Below are 23307 nucleotides of genomic sequence, written 5' to 3' on the forward strand. Positions count from 1 at the left end.
AGCAGTTGACGTCACAGCCGTCGGATGCGCGGCTCGCTGCGCGGTTGGCTGAGCGCCGTCACCGCCCAGACCATCGCGTCCAGCCGATCCGGCGATCGACCGTTCGACAGGCCGTCCGGGCCGAAATCGCAGAGTTCGTCCTCGAGTTCGGCGAAGCTTCCCGCGTGGCGCACCCGCCCCTGCTCGTAGAGCGCGGCTACGGGCTCGGCCCGCACCCACTTGCCCCGCGTCGCCCGCACGCTCGACACCGGCACGTCGGGCGCCACCGCCCGCAGCACCGCCTCCACCATCTCGCCACCTTGGTTCACCTCTGCGACGATCCGGTCGGCCTCCAGCTCGCGATAGAGACCGACCGCCGCGCCCGCCCATTCCGGCGGCTTCAGCCCGCGTCGGCTCCGATCGGCGAGCACATAGATCGTCCCGTCGCCGGCCAGCCCCGCCGCCACGATCCCGCAGGCGTCCGACGCCCGGCCGGATGAGGCGGGCGGGTCCACCGCCACGACGATCCGGTTGAGGCTCGGCGCCGCCCGCACCCGCAGCCGGTCGATGCCCAGGCGGTCGAACAGGGCGTCCTCGCGCGCCTCGATCATCTCGCCGTCGAGTTCCTGGCGCGCCAGCCGCGAGCCGCCGTAGCGCGCATCCATGGCCGCGACGAAGCCGTCGGCGAGATTGCCGGCGTTCTCGGCGGTCCGCATCCGCGTCACCGCCGTTCCTGCCTCCGCCATCAGCCGCTTCAGGATCGGCACCGCGCGCGGCGTCGTCGTCAGCACCATGCGAGGGTGCGCGCCCAGCCTCAGCGCCAGCTGCAGGTTGTCGAAACAGTCCTCGCCATAGGTCCACTTGGCCAGCTCGTCGCCCCAGGCGGCATCGAACTGGTAGCCGCGTAGCGCATCGGGGTCCTCCGACGAGAACACCTGCGCCACCGCCCCGTTCGCGAACACTAGCCGCCGGCGCGAGGCCTCGAAGACGGGGCGCGTCTCGTAGTCGAGCGCGCGGAGCCCGCTTTCGCCCTCCACCATCACCTCCCGGGCATCCCCCAGCGTCTCGGCCACCAGCGCGATGCGCCCGTGGATGTGGGGGCCGATCGGCGCTTCGCCGAGCGCCATCGCCCGCACCCACTCGGCCCCCGCCCGCGTCTTGCCCGACCCGCGACCGCCGACCAGCAGCCATTGCCGCCAGTCGCCCGGCGGCGGCAGCTGCGCCGGCCGCGCGCAGGCGGCCCAGGGCGGCATCGCCCCGCGCAGGACGTGCGCCGGCTGCCCCGCCAGTTCGCGCTCGACATCCCGCCAGAACGCCGCCGCCATCAGGCCGCCGCCTCGCCGCCCGGTGCCAGCGCCTCGAACAGGCCAGCCGCGCCGCCGCGCCGCGCGTCGATCGCCTTCAGCCGCTTCAGCATCTCGGTGCGCAGCGTGTCGGCTTCCGCCGTGTCCTCCCGCCGCCCCGTCTCGCGGGACAGGGCTTCGAGCTGACGCAGTTCTAGAAGCTTCTCCAGGGTACGCGTCAGCTGCGAGATCGCCTCGACGCGTGCCTTCGCCTCGCCCGCGCGCTCCGCCGCAGTCTTCTTCGGCAGCGGCTCGCCCGGCGTCTCCGGCACGCGCCGCGGCCGCTTCTCCAGCGCCGAGACCTCGGCGGTCAGCGCCGCGAACAGTCGCTCCGATAGCAGCGTCTCGTCCCGCTTCCCCATGCCAACCCCCTTTCAGGAAACGCAGAAGGCGGCCGTCCCCTGCCGGGAAGCGACCGCCTTCGAAGCGCACCAATTCGACTATGCCTGAACCCTACATCGGCACCGTCACGCAGTCAATGACTATTTTCCTATTTCAGACGATTTTCCTATTTCGGATTGATCGCCCTCGCCGGGGTCGTCGCCCGGCCACGCGGCGAGGTGGTCCTCGTAGTCCTCCGGCTCCATCCCCTCCTCGCTCACCGTGCGCCCCCGCACCGAGACGCCCGCCTGGTGCACCGTGTCCGGGTCGCCCGACACGAGGTGGTGCCACCAGTAGAGCGGCCGGCCTTCCGCGATCAGCCGGTAGCCGCAGGACGGCGGCAGCCAGGCGATCGAGCGGACGAGATCGGGGTCGAGCGTCACGCAGTCCGGCACGCTGGCATGCCGGTTCTCGTAGTCGGCGCAGCGGCAGCTCGCGCCGTCCAGCATGTGGCAGGCGACGTTGGTCCAGATGATTTCGCCGGTGTCCCAGTCCTCCAGCTTGTTGAGGCAGCACCGGCCGCAGCCGTCGCACAGCTGCTCCCACTCCTCCGCCGTCATTTCGTCGAGCGATTTGCGCGCCCAGAAGGGGGTTTCGTTCATCTTGCTCTGCGATCCATGGAACCTGTGGGCCGCGCCTCGGAACCGCCCATATACGTCTGCATTGGATGGCCTTTCCGGGCCGACGATGCCGACGGCTGATTGTCTCGCCGACAGGTTCTTGTAAGATGGTTCGACGCGTCGAAGCGGCGCGCCGGGGGATGGGCTGACCGTGCCGAAACTGTTTTCGTCCAAGCCGAAGGGGCGGCGCGCTCCATCCCGACTGATGGAAGTCGATGCTTGGCTGGATACCACGCTCTGGCGTCTTTTCCATGGCTTTTCCGGCGCTTGGGAAAGCGTCACCATCGCATCCCGCCGCTTTCGCGTGCGCGGCTTCAACCGCGTCGTCGTGGAGCTCTGCTGCGAGACGCTGACGATCGGCCTCGCCGGCTTCATCGTCCTCCTCGTCCTCGCCCAGCCGGCCATGAAGAAGACCGTCGCCGGCCTTCCCCAGCAGGCCGACTATTCCGTCCTCTTCCTCGACCGGCACGGCAACGAGATCGGCCGGCGCGGCATCCTCAAGGCCGACGCCGTTCCCATCGACGAGCTGCCCGACCACTTCGTCAAGGCGGTGCTCGCCACCGAGGATCGCCGCTTCTTCGAGCACTGGGGCATCGACTTCATCGGCCTCGGCCGCGCGCTCGGCCAGAACGCGCGGGCCGGCGGCGTCGTGCAGGGCGGCTCGACGCTCACCCAGCAGCTCGCCAAGAACGTCTTCCTGTCCAACGAGCGCTCGCTGGAGCGCAAGGTCAACGAGGCCTTCCTGGCGCTCTGGCTCGAGGCCAACCTCACCAAGCGCGAGATCCTCGGCATGTATCTCGACCGCGCCTACATGGGCGGCGGCGCCAACGGTGCGGCGGCGGCAGCCGAGTTCTATTTCGGCAAGAACATCCGCGACGTGAACCTCGCCGAGGCCGCGATGCTCGCCGGCCTGTTCAAGGCGCCGACGCAGTACGCACCCCACAACAACCTGCCCGCCGCCCGCGCCCGCGCCAACGTCGTGCTCAGCGCCATGGTCGATTCCGGCTTCATGACCGAGGGCCAGGTCGTCGCCGCGCGCCGCCATCCCGCGACCGCGGTCGATCGCTCCGTCATCAAGTCGCCGGACTACTTCCTCGACTTCGCCTTCGACGAGATCCAGCGCATCGCCGCCGACCTACCGCAGCGCACCTTCGTCGCCCGCACGACGATCGACATGGGCCTCCAGCAACTGGCCGACGAATCCGTCGACTTCCACCTGCGCCAGTACGGCAAGACCTTCGGCGTCGAGGAAGGCGCGATGGCGGTGATCGCCGACGACGGCGGCGTCGTCGCCATGGTCGGCGGCCGGGACTACGGCCTGTCGCAGTTCAACCGCGCCACCCGCGCCCTTCGCCAGCCGGGCTCCTCGTTCAAGGCCTACGTCTACGCGCTCGCCATGGAGAACGGCCACAAGCCGACCGACATGGTCGTCGACGGCCCGGTCAGCGTCGGCAACTGGTCGCCCCAGAACTACGGCCTGAAATACGCCGGCCGCCTGCAGATCCAGGACGCGATGGCCCGCTCGCTAAACACGGTCGCCGTCAAGCTCAGCCAGGAGAAGGGCGCCGGCCCCGGCAAGGTCGCCGAGCTCGCGCGCAACATGGGCGTCGAGACCCCGCTGCGCGGCGACAAGACCATCGCGCTCGGCACCAACGAGGTGACGATCCTCGACCAGGCGACCGGCTATTCCGTCTTCCCGGCCGGCGGGCTGACGTCGAACCGTCATGCCGTCCAGCAGATCACTGACGCCGAGGGCCACGTCCTCTGGGATGCCGAGCGGGACATGCCGCCGCGCCGCCGCGTCCTGTCGGAGCAGGCGACGAAGAGCATGAACGAGATGTTCGTGCGCATCCCCGAGGTCGGGACCGCCCGCCGCGCCCGCCTCTCGATGACGCGCGCGGGTGGTAAGACCGGCACGACGCAGAGCTATCGCGATGCCTGGTTCGTCGGCTTCACCGGAAATTTCACGGCCGCCGTCTGGTACGGCAACGACAGCTACAAGCCGACCAACAAACTGACGGGCGGCGGTCTCCCCGCCATGACATGGCAGCGCTTCATGGAGGCGGCCCACCAGGGCATCGAGCTGCGGCCGATTCCCTATATCGACGACCCGATCCCCGCCCCCGGCTCGATCGACGTGCCCAAGCCCGAGGGCGAGGATGCACCGCAGATCGCCCGCCCAGCGCTGATCAACAACAACACGCGCCGCATCCTGTCCGACCTGGAACTTCTGCTGACGACCCTGCCGCCGTCCGCGCCCGAGAAGTTCGCGTCCACCCAGCCCGACGGCGCGACGCCGAGCGTCAGCCGCTGACGGAACGCCTCTGGCGCGCCGGCCGGATCGGGGTCATACACCGCCCATGCGATTTCTCGTCCTAACCCTCATCGCCATCGGCGTCGCGCTGGGCCTCGGCACATGGTCGGCCGCGCGCATGCTCGAAAGCTACGAGGGTGCGGCCATCCAGATCGTCGGCCCCTGGCACGCCAACCGCACCGCCGGCTCGCCGACGGCCGATCCCTATTCCAAGGCCCGCCTCGCCCGCTCCGGCGACCTGACGCTGGGTCTCGGCGAAGGCGTGGCCTTCCAGGCGCGCGTCGACACGCAGGGGCGCGAGCTTCGCCGCGAATGCGACTACCGGCTGGAAGGCGCCTATCCGCCCGCTCGGATCGCGACGCTTTCGGCCTTCGATTTCGCCGGCCAGCCGATCCCGGTCGCGGAAGGCCGCCCCTCCCATCTCGTGTCGCTGAACTGGATGCGCTCCGACGACAACCGCGCGCTGGTCTCGGTCGGTCCGCGCGCGCAGCCGGGCAACTGGCTGGCGGTCGAGGGCAATGGCGGCTACGTCCTCGCCCTCACCTTCTACGACACCCCGATCTCGACCGACATCGGAGCCGCGCCCATCGCCATGCCCTTCATCGTGCGCACGGGCTGCCTCGTCGATGGGTAAGCTTCTTCTCGCGGTCCTCGTCGGGCTAGTCGGCGCGGCGATCATCCACATCGCCATCATCTTCTCGATCCCGATGCAGGCCGAGAACGACGCGTGGGCGCGCCTTGCGCGCTTCGGCGACCTGTTTTCCGTCGTACGGGTCGCCGACCTTCCGGGCACCTCCGGCGCGCAGCCGGCCGCGACGGCCTTCGCCTTCATCGATCCGGCCTTCATCGACGTCGCCTGCCGCTTCTCGCTGGAGAACGGCCCGGCACGGTTGACGGCCGAGGAGCGCACCGGTTTCTGGACCGCCTCGGTCTACGCGCGCAACGGCGACAACCTCTTCAGCATCAGCGAGCGGGTGGCGCTGGAAGGCGCGCTGGATCTCCTGATCGGAACCCGCGAGCAGCTGGATCTCGCGCGGGTCGAGGGAAGCGAGTTGCCGGACCAGACGGTGTCGGTCGAACTGCCGACGGACGAAGGCTACGTGATGGTCCGCTCGCTGGTCGACAGCGAAAGCGAGCGCCCCTTCGTCGATCGCTTCGTGCGCTCGATCGCCTGCCGTCCGGCCACCGACGAGGAAGCGGGACGCCCCGCGGGCTGACGCGAGAAGGAGCCGGGAGAAATCGAGCTATCGTCAATTCGGGAAGACCGCCGCCGCGCCGCAGGCAGGCCGAACGAGGCTTCCCCGGACTGATGGGTTCGGCTCAGGCCGTAAGATCCTGCAGCAGCGGATCGTGGGTCAGGGATGCGTTCAGGCTGCGCCTGGCAGCCGGTCCCTCGCGAGCCTCGATCCGCTCGTATCGCACGCATGGCAGGATCAGCACGTCGCCCGTTCGTTGGAATGGTTCCGCTTGAGTCCTGCGGGTTTCGTCCCGCCTGGGGACGACGAGTCTCAGTACATTGGTCATTTCTCGCCTCCTTCCCGAATCCGCGTTTCGGTCGCGGGAAAGTATCGGCGTGGCAACCCGTTCCCTGAAACGCCACCCGAGGGTCGTCCCGTCGTCTTTCCCGAGGCGCAATATCGCGTCCACGCCTTGTCCGGCGCTGACCGCCGGTTGTGCGTTCGCACCTTGCGGGTGCGAACCAGGAAGGTCAGGCGCGGGCAGGGTTCGCAGGGTTAACAGGTTGCTAAGGGATTGCGTCTAATCCTGTCGAACGGCCGGACACCACCCGCACATTCGCCTGGAGCCCCATGAAGGACGCCGCACCGCGGATCTTCCGATCCCTCGAACGCCAACCGGCCCAGCAGCAGTTCGACACGGTCGTCACCGCCGCCATCACGGCCTACGGCGCGCTGCGCCATCCGACGCAGCGCCAGGCCGACGACATGGCCCGCCTCGTGGTGCCGCTCTGGGGGCGCATCGGGTCCGAGACGCGGCGCAACGCCGCGGCGGCCCTGTCGCACTCGGCTCGCGTGCCGCGCTCGCTGGTCGATCTCCTCGTCGCCGAACCGATCGAAGTCTCCGCACCCTTCCTGATCTCGAGCCCGGTGCTTGAGGAGCGCGACCTCGCGCATCTCAGCGCGACCGGGGACGAGCGCGTCATCCGCCTTCTCGACAACCGTACCCGGCGCGCCGAGGGTCCTGCGCCGGTCCCCGCCGTATCCGCCCCGGCGGCAGCCGAGACGGCAGCGGCGGAACCCGCTGCGGCGGCGGCGACCGCTGCGCAGCCGGACAGCCCGTCGCTCGCACCCGAATTTCTTGCCGAGACCCCGCTTCTCGAGCCGGTCGCGTCTAAGCGCCGTCAGGGTCCGTCCGTCGACGGCGTGCGCGAGGCGCTGCGACGTCTGGCATTGACCGGTCGGACCTCGCCGCAGGTGCAGCCCGTCGACACGGAAGCGCTGCTGCTTCTCGCGATGGAGCGGCAGGAAGCCGCGTTCTACGACATGCTATCGCAGGCGCTGCCGATCGACGGCCGTACCGTCCTCGAAATCGCCGCCGACCCGACCGGCGAGCGCCTCGCCGTCGCCCTCAAGGCGCTGAAGACCCCGTCGGCCGACGCGATGAGCATCATGATGATGCTGAAGCCCGCGGTCGGGCTCGAGGTCCTGGCCTTCGACCGGCTGGCGCTGTTCTACCGCACCCTGAAGGTCGAGGACTGCCGGTCGATGGTGAACGCGGCGCGCCTCCAGCCGGCCGCACGGGCCGCCAGCGAGGGCATTCGCTCCTTCGAGCCGGGACGCCGCGAGTTCGGGCGTCGCACCGAGCGTCCCGCCCCGCGCGAGGCGCAGGGCTGACGCCTCAGTCCGCGGCCACGATCGTCATGTAGCGATCGGGCCGATCGGTCTCGATCTCCACCACCCAGAAATCCGGGTCGAAGCGGGCTTCGCGCGCGAACCGCGCGTCGAGCGCCGCCTCGTCGGTCACGGCCTCCGCCACGAAGCGACGGTCGCCCTTTTCGTCGGCCATGGATTGCGGCGCGGGCCCGAGCAGGCGGATCGCGCCGTCGCGCTCGCGCAGCACCACGAACACCGCGCCCGCCGCATCCGCGCCCCGCCGCATGACGGCGGCGAATCCGCCATCGGCAAAGACGCGGCGCACGAGGTACGCCGCGAACATCTCGCTGGTCAGTCGCATGGTGCTCGTCAGTTCGCAGCCGACAGGGAGCGCAGACGGTCCAGCACCTCCTGCGACGGCTCGCCGGTTACGTCGAGGCTTTCGAGCGCCTGGAACGTGCGGATGGCCGCCTTGGTCCGTTCGCCGAGGATGCCGTCCGGCTTCAGGTCGGCCACCCTCGCGTCTGCAAGGCCGGCCTGGATCTGGCGCACGAGATCGCTGCCGCCCCCCACCGAAGCGTCCGATGCGGTGCCGGCGGCTTCGAGGCTCGCGACCTGCGTCGGGTCGATCTCCTCGGCATGTCCGGCGGCGCGGATCTGGGTCAGGAGAAGCGGGGTCGCCATGCCGTCGACGCGCAAACCCCGTTCGGTCTGGAAGGCGCGGATCGCCATATCGGTCGCCTGCCCCGCGCGCCCGTCCACCTCGGCCTTGTAATAGCCCTGCTCGGCCAGAAGCGCCTGAACCTCCCGAACAAGCGGAAAGGCGACGATGCGCGGATCGTTGCCGATCGGTCGGGGCGCGGACTTTTCGGCCGTCCGGACGCCGGACGCCGGCGCGGCGGCGGGCGAGACGTCGCGCGTCACCAGCATCGGATGGCGGTGCGGTCCGGCCTGCCGGTTCAGCGCGTTGTCCGCGACGAGCCCGGCCGAGATCGAGAACACGGCGATGCCGCCGAACAGCGCGGGTCGCGCCGCCACGATGCGCGCGCCGGTCATCAAACCGGCGAGCGAGGCTCGCAGGATGCCGAGCGCGATCGTCCCGGCCAGACCGCCGCGCGGCTTACGCCGAGCGGCGGGCTTGCGCGTCTTGGCGGAGGGTGTTGGTTTTCTTGCGGGCATCGGTCAACGCTACGATATTTTCGGAATGGGTTCGGTCGGCCTGGATCCGGTCGGCGCAGTCGGTCGGGATACGGACGGTCACGGTGGTGCCGAGATCGGGCTGGCTGCGGATGTGCAGGGTGCCGTGGTGGAGTTCCGCGAGCCCCTTCACGAGCGACAGGCCGAGCCCGGTTCCCTGATAGCGCCGCGTGGCCCCTTGCGACAACTGCACGAACGGCTGGGCGAGGCGCCCGATGTCGGCCTCCGCGATGCCGATACCGGTATCGCTCACCGTGAAGGTCAGGAAGTCCGGGTCCTGCGCCGCCGTCAGGCACACCGTCCCGCGATCGGTGAACTTCACCGCGTTGCAGAGGAGGTTGACGAGGATCTGGCGGCAGGCATGCCCGTCCGCAGTGACGCTCTCGCCGGCGGCCGGCGCGCGCACCACGAGCCGCAGCCCCTTGCGATCGGCCTCGCCTCGGACCATCTCGGCCGCCGCCTCGACGACGTCGGACAGACTGAAGTCCTGAAGCTGGAGCTCGTAGCGCCCGGCCTCGATCTGCGACACGTCGAGAAGCCCGTTCACGACGCCGACGAGATGCTCGCTCGAGCGACGGATCAGCCCGACATACTCCTTCTGCCGCGGGTCGGAAAAGCGACCGCAGAGTTCCTGGTCGAGCATGTCGGCGAACCCGACGATGGCGTTGAGCGGCGTGCGCAGCTCATGCGAGACCGTGGCGATGAAGGCGGCCTGGCGTGCGTCCACGGCGGACGCGGCCGGCGGGGCGCACAGGGCACCCGGTTCGCGGATGCGCACGGCCACGAGAACGCCCGTCCCCTCGCGCACCGGCTCAAGCCGGAGCGTCGCGGCGCGGAAGGTCTCGCCGGAAACGCGAAGGCGCAGGCTCAGCATGCGGGCGTCGCTGCCGGCGCGCAGGTCGTCGAGCCCCCTGAGGTAGGCGATGCGGTCGAGAAGATGCAGCTGCGACACGAAGCTGTCGGCCGCCGCATCCGCCGCGACCACGGCGAGGAGATCGGTATCGCCTTCCGTTGCGGTCGCGCCCCGCCTGCCGAACGCGCGGCGGCAGAACACGAAGGTCGCGTAGGAGGCGCAGAGCGGCAGGGCCACCGTATAGCCGGCGAAGCCCTGGCCTGCCGGGCCCATCCCATGCAACGACAGAAAACCGGTCAGCCCGAAGGCCGCGAGCATCGCCGGCATCATCAGCCGCGCGCGCAGGCGGGCGCCCGCGGTCCAGGCTTCTATCGGGCCGACCGCGATCAGCGCCAGCGGCCACAAGCTGTCGAGTGACAGGGCGAGGATCCCGACCAGCACGGAGGCCGCCAGATGCAGGCCGGCGAGCACGAGGTCGAGGTCCATGCGCGCGATCAGCGCGGCGGCCAGCGCCAGGCAGACGACGGCGACGCCGAGAAGAACCGGCAGGATCAGGGTCCCGACCGGCATGACCAGGGTCAGCGGCGACAGGACGGCGATCCCGAGCCCGGAGGCGATCATGCCCGCAGCCAGGCGCCGCACGACGCGCGGAAGCGGCGACGCGCCGCCGGTTGCGCCGACCATCTCCGCCATCCGGTCCAGCCCTGCGGCCAGACCGCTTCCGAAGTCGGCCGATCGTCCGGTGTCCCGGCTGTTTCGCGACTGCGTCATCACTCATCCACAAGCGGCGGTCCGATCAAAGAGCCCGTCATGGGCCCTGCGAACCGTCAAACATCTTGGACGGAGCTTGGCCCTTAACCTTTTAAGGAAGCCATAAGCCGAGCGCAGGCGACCCGTGGCAGCCCCGCCGCACCCGCAGGGAAACCGGGGCATCCAACGTCGATCGCGACTTATGTTGAACGAACGATTACCGATCGATCTCCCATACGGATCAGTATCTTACACCAGCCCTCTTCCGCGCCGACGGAACATCGAGATGCCCGGCGGGGCGCAATCGTCTCGAATTTGGGCTAAGGGGAGAACGGTTGCGTGATGGTTTCGCGCAGCATCGACCGCACCCGCCGCCGTCGACCGCCGAAGGTCGACCGTTTCGCAGGACCATCGCAGGGCCCGACATGCGCCTCCTCATCAAGCTCGCGTTCCTGATCGGCCTCGCCCTGTTCTTTCTCGCCCCAGCGCAGGACGATGCGGACGGCGTGCCGGCCGGCCTGTCGGCCGGAGCCCTCGTCTATGCGGTGCAGCAGGCCGCGACCGATCTCGGCGGCTTCTGCGAGCGGGCGCCGAGCGCCTGCGAGAGCGGACGCGACGCCCTCCAGTTCGCGGGTGCGCGGATCGTCGAGGGATTGACCTTCGTCTACGGGCTAGCGGCCGGGGCCGCGGCCGCTCCGGCGACCGCTCCCGGCCCGGCGCCCGTCGAGCCGGCCGCGGCCAACGTCGATCCCGCCGAGCACCCGGCCGCGCATTCGCCCCGACTGCCCGCCGCGCCCCCGCCGCGCCCCTACGTCGCCCCCGCCGGCTGAAGCCGCCTGACAAGCCTTGGCGCCTTGCCTATATGAGGCGGCGGATCGCAGCGACGGTCCGCCAACGAGGACATCATGCGCGACATCGACGAGATCGTCTCCGACTTCGAGCTTCTCGACGACTGGGAAGACCGCTACCGCTTCCTCATCGAGCTCGGCCGTGAGCTGCCGCCGATGGACGAGGCCGACATGAACGAGCACACCAAGGTGCCGGGCTGCGTCAGCCAGGTCTGGCTGACCAGCCGGACCGACGAAGGCTCGCCGCCGCGCATCCGGTTCGCCGGGCAATCGGACGCCCACATCGTGAAGGGTCTCGTCGCCGTTGCCCTGTCGCTCTATTCGGGCCGCACCGCGCCGGAAATCCTGACGCTCGACGCGGAAGCCCTCTTCGCGCGGATCGGCCTGCAGGATCACCTGACCCCGCAGCGCTCCAACGGGCTTCGCTCTATGGTCCGCCGCATCCAGGCCGACGCGAAGGCGGCGATGGAAGCCGCCTGAGTCAGCTTCCTCGCGAGGAGCGGATCGCGCCCCGGCCACTCGCACCCTCGTGCACGTAGCCGTAATGGCGCGCGAGGGCGGCCAGTCCCGTCTTCAGCATGAGCTTGGCGGAACGAGCCGGCCACTGGCGCTCCGCCTCGACGCGCTCCGTGCCTTTCAGAAAGCAGCACACGTCGAGAAGGACGCCGGACAGTTCCGGCCCGACGGCGGCGATCGCCTTTTCCACACGCCGGCGGCAGTCGAGCGCGGCATCCGAAAGATCGGCCGGCCCCGCCGCGCCGCCGCCCGAGCGTGGCACCGCGTCCCAGCGCTGCGTGACGCTCGGCATCAGGCCGCCCCGCGTGAAGTCGGCTCTCAACCGCTCTCCCGCCGCCACCTCGTGCGCGGCGAGGAACGGCTGGCCGTCCGCGCCCTTGCGGCTCGCCAACCGGGTGAGCGGCGACTCGTCCTGGATGCCCATCGGATCAGAAGTCCCCCTCGCCCGCCCCGGGCACGGCAAGCCGCCGACAGGACTGGGCCAGCGCTTCCATGCGGCTGAGCATCGCGTCGAAGCCCCGGTCGTCGCGCTCGTCCTCGATCCGCGCGACCGCGTAGGAGACGCTCGTCCGGTCTCGCCCGAAGCCGGCCGCGACCGCGTTCAGCGATAGCTGGAACGCCACGTGCGACAGGTACATCGCGACATGGCGCGCCCGCGCGACCGGCGCCTGCGCGCGCCGCTCCGACAGGATGTCGGCGGCCGGCACGCCGAGGAAGGTCGAGACGATGTCGACGGCGACGCGGCACTGCAGCCGCCCGCGCCCGCCGGGATCGGCGCCGGTGACGGCGGACGGGAAGGCCGCAGCGGCGGACGGGTTGAAACACTGGGACATGAGACGCTCCGTTGCTCGGGAAGCCGAGGCTAACAAGCGCGGAACGCATGTAGGAATATTTTCTTTCCATCGCGCGCCGAACATTCGGCACGATCGGGGTTACCAACGCTGGCTATCCCCGCAATCCACAGACGCAAACAGGAATTTTGTCCTTCAGCCAGGCAGAGTCGACAGGCTGGACGCTTTCGCAGCGAAGGCACCATCCCATGTCCCGATCCGATCCGACCGTCACGGAATTCGAGAATCGCCTCCGCATTGCACTCGACCGGTTCGCGGAAGGCCTTGCGCAGCATCTCGCCCCGACGACGCCGGACAGCGGCAACGCAAGCGGCGGGAAAGTACGCCCCGCCCTGAGCGCGAACGGCAGCACCCTTGACCAGCCGATCGCGCCGCGCCGCTTGATCGCGCTCGTGCAGGCCGGCCGGTACCGCTGACGCTCAGGCCGCCTTGGCGCTTCGGTCCATCGCCCGGAACCCTGTGAAGAGGGAGCCGAGCGCCATGTCGGCCGCCTCGATCAGATCGAAGCACTCGTTTCGACGAAGCCATTCGGTCAGGATGCCCGTCATCGCGCCGACGCAGACGTTCGTGGCGGTCTGAGAATCGACGTCCGATCGCATCTCGCCGACCGCTCTCGCTCTTGTGAACGCCGTCTGGATCACGTCCCGCATGTGGTCCTCGCCCTCGCGGTGGGTGCACATGACGCTCTCCATCTCCCCCACGTACTCGCAGCGCAGCATCAGGATCGAGTAGACGCGCTTGGCGCGCTCGTCCTTTGCGAAGCGGCGCATGCTCTCGCGCATGGTTCGCTCGAGCGCCTGCAGCGGGCGGTCTTCGGCCAGAAGGTTCTGGCTTTCCAGGAACACGCGCTGCGGCAGGTAGGCGCGCTCGTGCATCGCCATGAACAGGTCGCTCTTGCCGGAAAAGTGCCAGTAGATGGCGCCTCTCGTCAGCCCGGCATGCGACGCTATGTGGGTGAGGCTGGTCTGACTGACACCTCGCTCGAAGAACACCTGCTCCGCCGCATCGAGAATGACGCTGCGCGTCTCGAGAGCTTCTGCCTTTGTGCGCCGCACGCCCGCCTCCTTGATTACATGCATATATGAATGTATGTAAGCGACCATTCAAGCCGGATTCTGCGGTCCGGCCTCCCGGAGTTCCCGATGCCCCGTTCCTCCCTCCTCCTTTCGGCGGTTGCGATCCTGACCCTTGCCGCGCCCGCGCTGGCGCAGGCCCCCGGCGGCGGCGCGGCCCCGCCGCCACCGGCGGTCACGGTGATGACGATCAAGCCGGAGAACGTTCCGGTGACCTTCGAATACCCTGCGCGCGTCAGTGCCTCTCGGGAGGTCGAAGTGCGGGCGCAGGTCGGCGGCATCCTCTTGCGGCGCACCTTCAACGAGGGCTCGCGCGTCAAGGAAGGCGACCTCCTGTTTGAGATCGACCGCCGTCCGTTCGAGGCGCAGGTCGCGCTCGCGGAGGCCCAGCTGCAGCAGGCGCAGGCGACGCAGGCCAACGCCCAGCGCACGCAGGAGCGGACGCAGTCGCTCGTGCGCTCGGGTGCCACCTCCACCGCGACGCTCGACGACGCGACTGCGCAGCGCCTTCTCGCCGACGCGCAGGTCGCCGCCGCCGAGGCGCAACTCCAGACCGCGACGCTCAATCTCGACTACGCCTCGGTCGAGGCCCCGGCCAGCGGCATCACCAGCCTCGAGCAGGTGCCGGAAGGCTCGCTTCTCACCTCCGGCGCCCTCCTCACCCGCATCACCCAGCTCGATCCCGCCTACGTCAACTTCTCGGCGGCCGACTCAGAAGCCTTCTCGATCCGCAACATGATCGAGACCGGCAAGGCCGAGGGCTCGCTCGATACGCTGCGCGTCACCGTGCGCTTCGGCAACGGCACGAACTATGCCCAGCAGGGAACGATCGACTTCACCTCGTCCAGCATCGACGAATCGACTGGAACGATCCTGTCGCGCGCCGTGCTTCCCAACCCGGAAAGCCAGCTCCTGCCGGGGCAGTTCGTCCGCGTCGAGATCGAGGGCATCGTCGTCCCCAATGCGGTCACGATCCCGACCGAGGCCCTGATGCAGGGCCCGCAGGGCACTTTCGTCTATACGCTCGACGACAAGAACGTCGCGGCCGTGCGGCCCGTCACGGTCGGGCGCGAGCTGGAAGGCCGGCTCCTCATCGCCGATGGACTGAAGGACGGCGACAAGGTCGTCACCGTCGGCGTCATCAAGGTCCGTCCGGGCTCGCCGGTGAACCCGGCGGGTGCCCAGCCCGACGCTTCGGGCGCGCAGCCGGCCGCCGGCGCGAACGCCGCGCCCGCCGCCGCAGCCGCGCCGCAGCAAGCCGCCGCGAACGGCAGCGCGCAGGGCTCGGCACAGGCCGGAGCCGCCCAGTGAACCGCTTCTTCGTCGATCGCCCGGTCTTTGCGGCCGTCATCTCGATCATCATCGTGCTGGCCGGCCTCGCCGGCATGCGCGCGCTGCCGATCGAGCAGTATCCCGAACTCGTGCCGCCGCAGGTCCAGATCTCGGCGACCTATCCCGGCGCCTCCGCCGAGACCGTCGCCCAGACCGTCGCCGCCCCGATCGAGCAGGTCGTCAACGGCGTCGAGGACATGATCTACATGAACTCGTCGAACTCCTCGGCGGGCACTTCGACGATCAACGTCACGTTCCAGTCGGGCACCGACCCGGACCAGGCGACGATCAACGTCAACAACCGCGTCCAGCAGGCGATCTCCTCGCTTCCCTCCGAGGTGCAGCGCCTCGGCGTGACGGTGACGAAGCAGTCCTCGTCGATCCTTGCGGTCGCGACCATGTCCTCGTCCGACCCGCGCTACGACGCGACCTACGTCTCGAACTACGCGCTGCTCTACGTCCTCGACGAGTTGAAGCGCGTTCCAGGCGTCGGCAACGCCCAGCTCTTCGGTCAGCGCAACTACTCGATGCGCATCTGGCTGCGGCCGGACCAGCTGGCGCAGTACCAGCTGACGCCGGGCGACGTCGCCAACGCCATCCGCGAGCAGAACGCCCAGTTCGCCGCCGGCCAGTTCGGCGCGCAGCCCTCCAACACGCCGCTCGCCTTCACCTATTCGGTGACGACGGCGGGCCGCCTGCCGGACGCGCAGGCTTTCGAGAACATCATCATCCGCTCCGACGCCAACGGCGCGTCGCTGCTCTTGAAGGACATCGCCCGCGTCGAGCTCGGCGCGCAGGACTACGCCTTCAACGCCACCTACAACGGCTCCGAGACGATCCCGATCGGCCTCTACCTTCAGCCGGGCGCCAACGCGCTGAACGTGCTGGCGGCCGTCAACACGCGGATGGAGGAGCTGTCGAAGTCCTTCCCCGACGGCATCACCTACGCCATCCCCTACGACACGACGAAGTTCATCAACGCCTCGATCGAATCGGTGATCCACACCTTCATCGAAGCGATGGTGCTCGTGCTGGTCGTGGTCTACCTCTTCCTTCAGAGCTTCCGCGCGACGCTGATCCCGATGATCGCGGTGCCGGTGTCGATCATCGGCACGTTCGGCGTGCTCCTGGCGCTCGGCTTCTCGATCAACCTCCTGACGCTGTTCGGGCTCGTGCTCGCGATCGGCATCGTGGTGGACGACGCGATCGTCGTGCTCGAGAACGTCGAGCGCATCATGCGCGACGAGCACTTGCCGCCGAAGGAGGCGACCGCAAAGGCCATGGGCGAGGTCACCTCGCCGGTCATCGCGATCGTGCTGGTGCTTTGCGCCGTGTTCATTCCCGTCGCCTTCCTCGGCGGCCTGACCGGCACGATGTACCGCCAGTTCGCCGTGACCATCGCGACCTCGGTCACGATCTCCGGCATCGTCGCCCTCACGCTGACGCCCGCGCTCTGCGGCCTGATCCTGCGCGAGGAGCACAAGGAGCCGCTGGCGCCGTTCCGCTGGTTCAACCGGATGTTCGACAAGCTGACGAACGCCTACGGCCACGGCGTCGCCTTCGTCATGCGCCGCGCCGTCCTGTCGCTCGTCCTCTTCTGCGCGCTGATCGGCGGTACGGTCTACTTCTTCCAGACCATCCCCTCCTCGCTGGTTCCGGACGAGGACCAGGGCACGAACCTCGCCGTGGCCATGCTGCCGCCGGCGGCTTCGCTGTCGCGCACCACCGACGTGATGAACCAGGTCTCGGCCAACATCCGTCAGCATCCGGCGGTCGCCGACGTCGTCGCCTTCGCAGGCTTCGACCTTCTATCCGGTTCGCAGAAGTCGAGCGCCGGTGCGGCCTTCGTGACGCTGAAGGACTGGGGCGAGCGCACCGACCCCTCGATGGACGCGCGCAATCTGCCGGGCACCTTCATCGGCATGAACGCCGGTATCCAGGACGGCATGGTGCTCGCCTTCTCGCCGCCGCCGATCCAAGGCCTGTCGACCACGGGCGGCTTCGACCTCTTCGTGCAGGACCGCACCGGCAAGGGCAGTCAGGCGCTGATCGAGGCCACCCAGGCGCTGGTCGCCGCCGCCTCCAAGCGGCCGGAGCTTGCGGGCGTCCGCACGACCTTCGAAGCGAACGTGCCGCAGTACCAGATCGACGTGGATCGCGAGAAGGCAAAGGCGCTCGGCGTACCGATCTCCTCGATCTTCGAGACGATGCAGTCGACCTTCGGCTCGCTCTACGTCAACGACTTCACTCTTCTCGGGCGCAACTACCGCGTTTCGCTCCAGTCGGAATCGGACTTCCGCGAGAAGCCGGAGGATCTGCGCTTCGTTTATGTCCAGGCGTCAAACGGTTCGATGGTGCCGCTGGACTCGCTTCTGATCACCAAGCGCATCGTCGGACCCGATCTCATCGAGCGCTTCAACGCGTTCAACGCGGCCAAGGTCTCGGGCGGCCCGGCTCCCGGCTACTCGTCCGGCCAGTCGCTGCAGGCGATGCAGGAAGCGGCGGCCGAGGTCCTTCCCGAGGGCTACGAGATCGCCTGGACGGGCTCGGCTTATCAGGAGATCCAGGCGGGCGGCACGGGCGCCATCGCGATCGGCTTCGGCATGGTCATGGTGTTCCTGATCCTGTCGGCGCAGTACGAGCGCTGGTCGCTGCCGATCGCGGTGATCCTCGCCGTGCCCTTCGCCATGTTCGGCGCGCTGCTGGCGATCTGGCTGCGGGGGCTGGAGATCGACACCTACTTCCAGATCGGCCTCGTGACACTTGTGGGCTTGGCCGCGAAAAACGCGATCCTGATCGTGGAATTTGCGGTCCTGAAACGCGAGGAAGGGCTGTCGGCGTTCGACGCGGCCCTCGAGGGCGCCAAGCTTCGCTTCCGCCCGATCGTGATGACGTCGCTCGCCTTCATCCTCGGCGTCGTGCCGCTGGCGATCGCGACCGGCGCGAGCTCCGCCAGCCGCCATTCGATCGGCACCGGCGTCATCGGTGGCATGCTGATGGCGACCTTCGTCGCGATCTTCTTCGTGCCGCTCTTCTACAAGCTGCTGGCGCGCGACAAGAAGCCGACGAAGAAGGACGCCGCGGCGCTGCCGCCGCCGGACGCCAAACCGGCTCACTGAACCGGAATAAGAGAGGGGCGCCGCGAGGCGCCCCTTTTGCGTTGGTCAATCGACGCCGATCATGACGTCCGAGGCCTTCACGACGGCGTAGGCCTCCTGCCCTTCCTCGAGCCCGAGTTCCTCGACAGCGGCGTTGGTGATCGCGGAGGTGACGATCGCGCCGCCGACATCGATGCGGACATGGGCGGTGGTCGCGCCCTTATCGATCGAGACGATGCGGCCCTTCAGGCTGTTGCGGGCGGAAATGCGCATGGGTTCGGTCTCCTTCGAGTTCCGTCAGGGTTCCACCGCGCCGGGCGACGCGGAGAGTGAAGCGCCCTTCACCTGGACGTAGACGTCCATGCCGGGCGCAAGTTGAAGCGCGGCGAGCGAGCGGCGCGTGATGCGCGCGGGCAGGCGCTGCCCCTCCCCCGCCCCGAGCGCCAGCGTGATCACGGCTTCCGTCTCCCCCGCGTCGGTGATCGTCTCGATGCGCGCGCGCAGGACATTCAGGATCGTCGAGCGCGAGGGCTGGTCGAGCGCCAAGCTGACGTCGGACGCCGCGATGCGCAGCCGTACGAGCGCTCCCGGGTGGATCGGCGCGGCCGCGACGAGCACCGGCTGCCCGTCGAGATCAAGCCGCACGAGACCGTCGCTCGCCTCGCGCCCAGCGACCCGCGCGGAGAGGACCGCCGCCGTTCCCCGCGTGCGGGCGAACGGCAGGGCCGGATCGGTCAGGAGATCGTTCAGCGGCCCCTCGGCTTCCACACGGCCCGCCCGCATCAGCACCAGCCTGTCGGCGAGCCGCTCGACCTCCGTGATGTCGTGGGTGACGAGGAGGATCGGCAGGTTCAGCCGCGCGTGAAGCCGCTCGAAGTAGGGCAGGATTTCCGCCTTCGCCATCGCGTCGAGCGCCGACAATGGCTCGTCCATCAGGAGAAGGCGCGGCTGCGACAGGAGCGCCCGCCCGAGCGAGACGCGCTGCCGCTCGCCGCCCGACAGGTGGCGCGGCGCGCGGTCGATCAGCCGGTCGAGCCCGAGAAGATCGCAGACCTCTTCGAAGCCGATGGCGGGCGGCTCGGAGCGACCCCGCATCGCCCGATCGTAGCCGTAGAGAAGGTTGCCGCGTACCGAGCGATGGGCAAAAAGGCTCGCTTCCTGAAAGACGTAGCCGATCGGCCGCCTGTGCGGTGCGAGAAAATGCCGCTCGTCCTGCCAGACGGCCTCGCCGACCGAGAGGCGACCGTCGAGCTTCTGAAGCCCTGCGATGCAGCGAAGCACCGTCGTCTTGCCGCAGCCCGACGGCCCGAAGAGCGCCGTCACCCCGCGCATCGGCGCCCGGAACGCGGCATCGAGCGTGAAGCCGCCGAGCGCTCCACGAAACCGCGCCTCGATCATCGGCGCGCCTCGACCCGTCGCCGCTCCAGGAGCGAGACGGAGAAGATGACCAGGAAGGAGAAGACGAGCATGCCCAGCGCCAGCACATGCGCTTTCTGCCACTGCAGCGTCTCGACATAGTCGTAGATCGCCACCGACAGGACCTTGGTCGTGCCGGGAATGTTGCCGCCGATCATCAGGATCACGCCGAACTCGCCGACCGTATGCGAGAAGCCGAGCACCGCCCCGGTCAGGAAGCCCGGCCGCGCCAGCGGCACGGCGACACTCCAGAACCGGTCCCAGGGCGAGGCGCGCAAGGTGGCCGCGACCTCCCACGGCCGCTCGCCCGCCGCCTCGAAGGCGTTGCGGATCGGCTGCACCACGAAGGGCATGGAGTAGACGACCGAGCCGAGCACCAGTCCGGGAAACGAGAAGGCGAAGGTGCGCAGGCCGAAGAGTGGTCCGAACCACCCGCCGAGTCCGCTCGGCCCCAGCGCGATCAGAAGATAGAAGCCGAGAACGGTCGGCGGCAGCACCAGCGGCAGCGCGACCACCGCCGCGACCGCCTCCTTCCACCAGACGCGCGAGCGCGACAGCCACCACGCGATCGGCGTGCCGATCACGAGGAGTAGCAGCGTCGTCAGGGTCGCCAGCTCCAGCGTCAGCCGGATCGGCGACCAGAGCTCGCTCCAGTCCATCGTCCCCTATTCGCCGGTCCGGTAGCCGTACTTGCGGATGATCTCGATCGCGTCCGGCGAACGCAGGAACTCCACGAAGCCCTTGGCCGCAGCGTTCGCCTCGCCCGTCTTCAGAAGGACGACGTCCTGCCGGATCGGCGTGTAGAGCGATTGCGGCACATCCCAGCGCGAGCCGCCCTTGGCGTTGACGACCTGCCCCAGCGCCACGAAGCCGAGTTCGGCATTGCCGGTCTCGACGAACTGGTAGGCCTGCGCGATCGAGGTGCCCTGCACGATCTTCGGCTGCAGCGTGTCGTAGACGCCGAGCGCCTTCATTGCCTCGATCGCCGCGGCGCCGTAGGGGGCGGCTTCGGGGTTGGCGATGGCGATCTTGGTGAAGGCGCCGGACTTCAGCGTCTCATCGCCCGTCACCTTGCCGGCCTCGGTCGAATAGAGAACCAGTTGCCCGATCGCGTAGGTAGAGACACTGCCGGGCACGCCGTAGCCCTCGTCGACCGCCTTCTTCGGGCGCACCGCGTCGGCGGCGAGGAACACCTCGAACGGCGCGCCTTGCGTGATCTGCGTGTAGAACTGCCCGGTGGAGCCGAAGGACAGCACCGCCTCGTCGCCGGTCTTCGCCTTGAAGGCGTCGGCGATCTCCTTGGCGGCGTCGGTGAAGTTGGCGGCGACCGCGACCTGCGTCGAGGCGGCATGGGCGCCGAGGGGCAGAAACGCGATCCCGACCGCGGTCAGCGACAGGATACGGGTGAGGCTGCGAATCATCGAGGACACCGATATGGCCAAGGAGACATATCGGGAGGCTAGCCATGAGCCCTTGCGATCGGCAAGCGTTATTTCCGCTCGGCCATATCGGTTTCATCCGTGACCGGCCCCAGCCGACGGGCCAGCGCCTCAAGGTCGTCTGCGATGGCGGCGTCGCTCACCGCCTGCATCCGGCGATAGCGCTCCAGCACTTCCGCGCCCAGTTCGGTCAGCGCCGCGCCGCCGTGACCGCTGCCGCCTCGGCTCATCGCGACGAGCGGCGCGTCGAAGGTGGCGTTCAGCTCCTCGACCAGCGTCCAGGCGCGCTTGTAGCTCATGCCCATGCGCCGGCCCGCGCCCGCAATCGAGCCGGTGGCGGCGATCCCTTCGAGAAGGTCGGCCCGACCGGGCCCGACGATCCGCCGCTCCCCGAACACCAGCCGCAGGCGCGGCACGCGGTCGAGGTCGGATGGGTGGCTGAATGCGCTCATGCCCCCGTTGTCGGCAACGCCGCGGCGCTTGTCCAGCGCGCGGCCGGATCGGCGCTTGTTCGCCTTCCTCTCCTTCGCTACGGAGCGTTTCGAGGAAACGGGAGGATGGCCGCCATGATCGTCGTGTTCGGGTCTGTGAATGTCGATCTGGTCTGCAAGGTCGCGGCGATCGCGAAGCCCGGCGAGACCGTGCTGGCGCCGGGATACCAGCAGCTGTCCGGCGGCAAGGGCGCCAATCAGGCGGTCGCCGCCGCGCGCGCGGGCGGACGGGTCCGCTTCGTCGGGGCCGTGGGACGCGATGCATTCGGCGACGGCGAGGCCGGCACGCTCGAGCGGGAGGGGATCGACGTTTCCGCGCTGGCGCGCCTCGACGAGCCGACCGGCTGCGCCTTCATCTCCGTCGCCAGCGACGGCGAGAACGCGATCACGGTCGCCAGCGGCGCCAACCGTGCGGTCTCGGCCGGCCAGCTGGCGGGTACGTGGGACGCAGGTTCCACCGTTCTGGTGCTTCAGATGGAACTGCCGTTCGACGAGACCGTGGCGGCGGCGCGCGAGGGGCGCGGCGCGGGCGCGCATGTGCTTCTCAACCTCGCGCCGGTGCCGCAAGGGGTCGATGCGGGTCGCCTGAAAGACCTTCTCCGCTCCACCGATCTCCTGATCGTCAACGAGCACGAACTCGACGAGGCCGCGACCATTCTCGGCCTCCAGCCGGGCGAGCCGGAAGAGACCGCGCGGGCCGTCGCCGATGCGACGGAACTTTCGGTGCTGGCGACGCTCGGCGGCGCCGGCGCGCTCCTCGTCTCGCGCGAAGGCGAGGCCACTCGCTTCCAGGCGCCCCGGATCGAGCCCGTGGACACGACAGGCGCCGGCGACACGCTCTGCGGCGTGCTGGCGACGGGGCTGGAGGCCGGATTGGCGATGCCCGAGGCGATCCGCCGGGCCGTTGCCGCGGCCTCGCTCGCCTGCCTGTCCTTCGGCGCCCGCAGCGCCATGCCGTCGGCCAGGCGCATCGACCAGTTCCTGGCCGAGGCCCGGTGATGGCCGCGCCCCTCCGCATCGCCTTCCTCGGCGAATGCATGATCGAGCTCTACGAGAAGCCTGGCGAGGCCCCCGGCACGATGCACCGGACGGTCGGCGGCGACACGCTGAACGCCGCCGTCTATTGCCGCCGTGCGCTCGGCAGCGATCCGGCGGTCGACGTCCACTACGTCACGCGCCTCGGCGACGACCCGTTCGGCCGCGAGATCCCCGCCTTCATCGAGGCGGAGGGGGTGAGGACGACCCACGTCCATCTCGCGACCGGCGAGACCACGGGCCTCTATGCCATCAGCCGCGATGCGCACGGCGAGCGGTCCTTCGCCTATTGGCGCTCCACCGCCGCGGCGCGACGTCTCTTTACCGACGGGCGCGAAGACGCGTTGGCGGACGAGCTTGCCGCCTTCGATGCGCTCTACTTCACCGGCATCTCGCTCGCGATCCTGCCGCCGGAAGGGCGTCAGCACCTGCTGGGGCTCGGCGAGCGGATGAAGCAGGCCGGCCGCATCGTCGGCTTCGACGGCAACTACCGTCCGCGCCTTTGGGAAAGTGCCGACGCCGCGCGCGAGACGATCGCGGCCGCCCATGGCGTCGCGACTCTGACCATGCCCGGGCTGGACGACGAGCAGGCGCTCTACGGCGATCGGGACGCCCACGCGGCGGCGGAACGGCTTCTCGGTTTCGGCGCCTCGGCGGCGATCGTGAAGTCCGGCGGGGAACCCGCCGTCGTCGCCGAGCCCGGCAACGTTCGCCAGATCGCCGGTCGCAAGGCCGAGCGCATCGTCGACACGACATCGGCCGGCGACAGCTTCAACGGCGCGGCGATGGCGGTGGTGCTCAAGGGCGGATCGCTCGACCGGGCGGCCGAGGCCGGCCATCGGATGGCATCCGCCGTGATCGGCGAATACGGTGCGATCGTCGGGCGCGAGGCGACGGTCTGGCCGGACGGCCCCCTCTCCTGAACGAGAAAGGGCGCGGG

The 23307-nt window shown here is 69.3% G+C and carries 24 protein-coding genes and 1 pseudogene; 11 read left to right on the top strand and 14 right to left on the bottom strand.

The window, feature by feature from the left end; all coding sequences use genetic code 11:
• Positions 1-11: 11 nt before the first annotated feature.
• From BM175_RS01295 to BM175_RS01305, 3 genes are all read right to left on the bottom strand, one after another.
• Positions 12-1232: a DNA-packaging protein gene (locus tag BM175_RS01295; RefSeq protein ID WP_244545838.1), complete on the bottom strand. Its 1221-nt coding sequence runs from the start codon at positions 1230-1232 to the stop codon at positions 12-14.
• Between the two features lie 71 nt (positions 1233-1303).
• Positions 1304-1684: a hypothetical protein gene (locus tag BM175_RS01300; protein WP_090958240.1), complete on the bottom strand. Its 381-nt coding sequence runs from the start codon at positions 1682-1684 to the stop codon at positions 1304-1306.
• A 120-nt stretch (positions 1685-1804) separates the two neighbouring features.
• Positions 1805-2305, bottom strand: coding sequence for a YcgN family cysteine cluster protein (locus BM175_RS01305; RefSeq protein WP_090958242.1), 501 nt, complete (start codon positions 2303-2305; stop codon positions 1805-1807).
• Between the two features lie 223 nt (positions 2306-2528).
• Between BM175_RS01305 and BM175_RS01310 the strand changes: the two genes are divergently transcribed.
• The 4 genes from BM175_RS01310 (at position 2529) to BM175_RS01330 (ending at position 7489) form a co-directional block, all read left to right on the top strand.
• Entirely contained in the window at positions 2529-4637 is a 2109-nt protein-coding gene (locus tag BM175_RS01310; protein ID WP_090958244.1) for a transglycosylase domain-containing protein, read from the top strand.
• 46 nt (positions 4638-4683) lie between these two features.
• Positions 4684-5271 carry a DUF1214 domain-containing protein gene (locus BM175_RS01315; RefSeq protein ID WP_090958246.1) on the top strand — a complete coding sequence of 196 codons (588 nt, stop codon included), beginning with the start codon at positions 4684-4686 and terminating at the stop codon, positions 5269-5271.
• On the top strand, positions 5264-5854 hold the full coding sequence (locus tag BM175_RS01320) for a DUF1254 domain-containing protein (RefSeq protein ID WP_090958248.1): 591 nt from the start codon (positions 5264-5266) through the stop codon (positions 5852-5854). Before BM175_RS01315 ends, BM175_RS01320 begins: the two co-directional genes overlap by 8 nt.
• 591 nt (positions 5855-6445) lie before the next feature.
• Positions 6446-7489, top strand: coding sequence for a hypothetical protein (locus BM175_RS01330; protein ID WP_090958252.1), 1044 nt, complete (start codon positions 6446-6448; stop codon positions 7487-7489).
• 4 nt (positions 7490-7493) lie between these two features.
• Here BM175_RS01330 and BM175_RS01335 read toward each other — a convergent pair whose 3' ends face one another.
• The 3 genes from BM175_RS01335 to BM175_RS01345 are packed head-to-tail and all read right to left on the bottom strand — an operon-like array spanning position 7494 to position 10289.
• Complete coding sequence (locus BM175_RS01335) at positions 7494-7829, bottom strand: DUF1491 family protein (RefSeq protein ID WP_090958254.1); 336 nt, start codon at positions 7827-7829, stop codon at positions 7494-7496.
• Positions 7830-7837: 8 nt separating this feature from the next.
• Complete coding sequence (locus BM175_RS01340; protein ID WP_090958256.1) at positions 7838-8647, bottom strand: peptidoglycan-binding domain-containing protein; 810 nt, start codon at positions 8645-8647, stop codon at positions 7838-7840.
• Positions 8589-10289, bottom strand: coding sequence for a sensor histidine kinase (locus BM175_RS01345; protein ID WP_090958258.1), 1701 nt, complete (start codon positions 10287-10289; stop codon positions 8589-8591). The genes BM175_RS01340 and BM175_RS01345 overlap by 59 nt, the downstream gene beginning before the upstream one ends.
• A 404-nt stretch (positions 10290-10693) precedes the next feature.
• On the opposite strand from BM175_RS01345, the gene BM175_RS01350 reads away from it, so the two are divergent.
• Entirely contained in the window at positions 10694-11098 is a 405-nt protein-coding gene (locus BM175_RS01350) for a DUF5330 domain-containing protein (protein ID WP_090958260.1), read from the top strand.
• Between the two features lie 75 nt (positions 11099-11173).
• Positions 11174-11596, top strand: a complete 423-nt coding sequence (locus tag BM175_RS01355) for a SufE family protein (protein ID WP_175526721.1) — start codon at positions 11174-11176, stop codon at positions 11594-11596.
• Position 11597: 1 nt separating this feature from the next.
• Here the strand turns inward: BM175_RS01355 and BM175_RS01360 are convergent.
• A pseudogene (locus tag BM175_RS01360) lies at positions 11598-12041 on the bottom strand (DUF6456 domain-containing protein); the annotation flags it as partial.
• Positions 12042-12060: 19 nt separating this feature from the next.
• A complete protein-coding gene (locus BM175_RS01365; protein ID WP_175526722.1) occupies positions 12061-12465 on the bottom strand; it encodes a helix-turn-helix domain-containing protein in 405 nt (134 codons plus the stop codon).
• Between the two features lie 206 nt (positions 12466-12671).
• On the opposite strand from BM175_RS01365, the gene BM175_RS01370 reads away from it, so the two are divergent.
• Positions 12672-12899, top strand: a complete 228-nt coding sequence (locus BM175_RS01370; protein WP_090958267.1) for a hypothetical protein — start codon at positions 12672-12674, stop codon at positions 12897-12899.
• 3 nt (positions 12900-12902) lie between these two features.
• Here BM175_RS01370 and BM175_RS01375 read toward each other — a convergent pair whose 3' ends face one another.
• On the bottom strand, positions 12903-13538 hold the full coding sequence (locus BM175_RS01375; RefSeq protein ID WP_175526723.1) for a TetR family transcriptional regulator: 636 nt from the start codon (positions 13536-13538) through the stop codon (positions 12903-12905).
• Between the two features lie 87 nt (positions 13539-13625).
• Between BM175_RS01375 and BM175_RS01380 the strand changes: the two genes are divergently transcribed.
• Positions 13626-14867 (top strand): efflux RND transporter periplasmic adaptor subunit, encoded by a 1242-nt coding sequence (locus tag BM175_RS01380; protein WP_090958271.1) that lies wholly within the window; start codon positions 13626-13628, stop codon positions 14865-14867.
• The gene (locus BM175_RS01385; protein WP_090958273.1) at positions 14864-18007 is read left to right on the top strand and encodes an efflux RND transporter permease subunit; all 3144 of its coding nucleotides are present in this window, start codon (positions 14864-14866) and stop codon (positions 18005-18007) included. The genes BM175_RS01380 and BM175_RS01385 overlap by 4 nt, the downstream gene beginning before the upstream one ends.
• A gap of 45 nt (positions 18008-18052) precedes the next feature.
• On the opposite strand, the gene BM175_RS01390 is transcribed toward BM175_RS01385, so the two are convergent.
• The 5 genes from BM175_RS01390 to BM175_RS01410 all read right to left on the bottom strand — a co-directional run bounded on the left by BM175_RS01390 (position 18053) and on the right by BM175_RS01410 (position 21293).
• Positions 18053-18259, bottom strand: coding sequence for a TOBE domain-containing protein (locus BM175_RS01390; RefSeq protein ID WP_090958275.1), 207 nt, complete (start codon positions 18257-18259; stop codon positions 18053-18055).
• A gap of 24 nt (positions 18260-18283) precedes the next feature.
• On the bottom strand, positions 18284-19384 hold the full coding sequence (gene modC, locus BM175_RS01395) for a molybdenum ABC transporter ATP-binding protein (protein WP_090958277.1): 1101 nt from the start codon (positions 19382-19384) through the stop codon (positions 18284-18286).
• Positions 19381-20061: a molybdate ABC transporter permease subunit gene (modB, locus tag BM175_RS01400; RefSeq protein ID WP_090958279.1), complete on the bottom strand. Its 681-nt coding sequence runs from the start codon at positions 20059-20061 to the stop codon at positions 19381-19383. The genes modC and modB overlap by 4 nt, the downstream gene beginning before the upstream one ends.
• Before the next feature lie 6 nt (positions 20062-20067).
• A complete protein-coding gene (gene modA / locus BM175_RS01405; RefSeq protein WP_090958281.1) occupies positions 20068-20823 on the bottom strand; it encodes a molybdate ABC transporter substrate-binding protein in 756 nt (251 codons plus the stop codon).
• A 68-nt stretch (positions 20824-20891) separates the two neighbouring features.
• Positions 20892-21293, bottom strand: a complete 402-nt coding sequence (locus BM175_RS01410) for a winged helix-turn-helix domain-containing protein (protein WP_090958283.1) — start codon at positions 21291-21293, stop codon at positions 20892-20894.
• 105 nt (positions 21294-21398) lie between these two features.
• Between BM175_RS01410 and BM175_RS01415 the strand changes: the two genes are divergently transcribed.
• Positions 21399-22331, top strand: a complete 933-nt coding sequence (locus tag BM175_RS01415) for a ribokinase (protein ID WP_244545821.1) — start codon at positions 21399-21401, stop codon at positions 22329-22331.
• Complete coding sequence (locus BM175_RS01420) at positions 22331-23290, top strand: sugar kinase (protein WP_090958285.1); 960 nt, start codon at positions 22331-22333, stop codon at positions 23288-23290. Before BM175_RS01415 ends, BM175_RS01420 begins: the two co-directional genes overlap by 1 nt.
• Positions 23291-23307: the final 17 nt, after the last annotated feature.

The organism is Aureimonas phyllosphaerae (assembly GCF_900113065.1).
Taxonomy (GTDB): Bacteria; Pseudomonadota; Alphaproteobacteria; order Rhizobiales; family Rhizobiaceae; genus Aureimonas; species Aureimonas phyllosphaerae.

Excerpts from the sequence above, each read along its gene's own strand:
- BM175_RS01295 (WP_244545838.1), bottom strand. The coding sequence starts at position 1,232 with ATGCCGCCCTGGGCCGCCTGCGCGCGGCCGGCGCAGCTGCCGCCGCCG.
- BM175_RS01300 (WP_090958240.1), bottom strand. The coding sequence starts at position 1,684 with ATGGGGAAGCGGGACGAGACGCTGCTATCGGAGCGACTGTTCGCGGCG.
- BM175_RS01305 (WP_090958242.1), bottom strand. The coding sequence starts at position 2,305 with ATGAACGAAACCCCCTTCTGGGCGCGCAAATCGCTCGACGAAATGACG.
- BM175_RS01310 (WP_090958244.1), top strand. The coding sequence starts at position 2,529 with ATGGAAGTCGATGCTTGGCTGGATACCACGCTCTGGCGTCTTTTCCAT.
- BM175_RS01315 (WP_090958246.1), top strand. The coding sequence starts at position 4,684 with ATGCGATTTCTCGTCCTAACCCTCATCGCCATCGGCGTCGCGCTGGGC.
- BM175_RS01320 (WP_090958248.1), top strand. The coding sequence starts at position 5,264 with ATGGGTAAGCTTCTTCTCGCGGTCCTCGTCGGGCTAGTCGGCGCGGCG.
- BM175_RS01330 (WP_090958252.1), top strand. The coding sequence starts at position 6,446 with ATGAAGGACGCCGCACCGCGGATCTTCCGATCCCTCGAACGCCAACCG.
- BM175_RS01335 (WP_090958254.1), bottom strand. The coding sequence starts at position 7,829 with ATGCGACTGACCAGCGAGATGTTCGCGGCGTACCTCGTGCGCCGCGTC.
- BM175_RS01340 (WP_090958256.1), bottom strand. The coding sequence starts at position 8,647 with ATGCCCGCAAGAAAACCAACACCCTCCGCCAAGACGCGCAAGCCCGCC.
- BM175_RS01345 (WP_090958258.1), bottom strand. The coding sequence starts at position 10,289 with ATGACGCAGTCGCGAAACAGCCGGGACACCGGACGATCGGCCGACTTC.
- BM175_RS01350 (WP_090958260.1), top strand. The coding sequence starts at position 10,694 with ATGCGCCTCCTCATCAAGCTCGCGTTCCTGATCGGCCTCGCCCTGTTC.
- BM175_RS01355 (WP_175526721.1), top strand. The coding sequence starts at position 11,174 with ATGCGCGACATCGACGAGATCGTCTCCGACTTCGAGCTTCTCGACGAC.
- BM175_RS01365 (WP_175526722.1), bottom strand. The coding sequence starts at position 12,465 with ATGTCCCAGTGTTTCAACCCGTCCGCCGCTGCGGCCTTCCCGTCCGCC.
- BM175_RS01370 (WP_090958267.1), top strand. The coding sequence starts at position 12,672 with ATGTCCCGATCCGATCCGACCGTCACGGAATTCGAGAATCGCCTCCGC.
- BM175_RS01380 (WP_090958271.1), top strand. The coding sequence starts at position 13,626 with ATGCCCCGTTCCTCCCTCCTCCTTTCGGCGGTTGCGATCCTGACCCTT.
- BM175_RS01390 (WP_090958275.1), bottom strand. The coding sequence starts at position 18,259 with ATGCGCATTTCCGCCCGCAACAGCCTGAAGGGCCGCATCGTCTCGATC.
- modC (WP_090958277.1), bottom strand. The coding sequence starts at position 19,384 with ATGATCGAGGCGCGGTTTCGTGGAGCGCTCGGCGGCTTCACGCTCGAT.
- modB (WP_090958279.1), bottom strand. The coding sequence starts at position 20,061 with ATGGACTGGAGCGAGCTCTGGTCGCCGATCCGGCTGACGCTGGAGCTG.
- modA (WP_090958281.1), bottom strand. The coding sequence starts at position 20,823 with ATGATTCGCAGCCTCACCCGTATCCTGTCGCTGACCGCGGTCGGGATC.
- BM175_RS01410 (WP_090958283.1), bottom strand. The coding sequence starts at position 21,293 with ATGAGCGCATTCAGCCACCCATCCGACCTCGACCGCGTGCCGCGCCTG.
- BM175_RS01415 (WP_244545821.1), top strand. The coding sequence starts at position 21,399 with ATGGCCGCCATGATCGTCGTGTTCGGGTCTGTGAATGTCGATCTGGTC.
- BM175_RS01420 (WP_090958285.1), top strand. The coding sequence starts at position 22,331 with ATGGCCGCGCCCCTCCGCATCGCCTTCCTCGGCGAATGCATGATCGAG.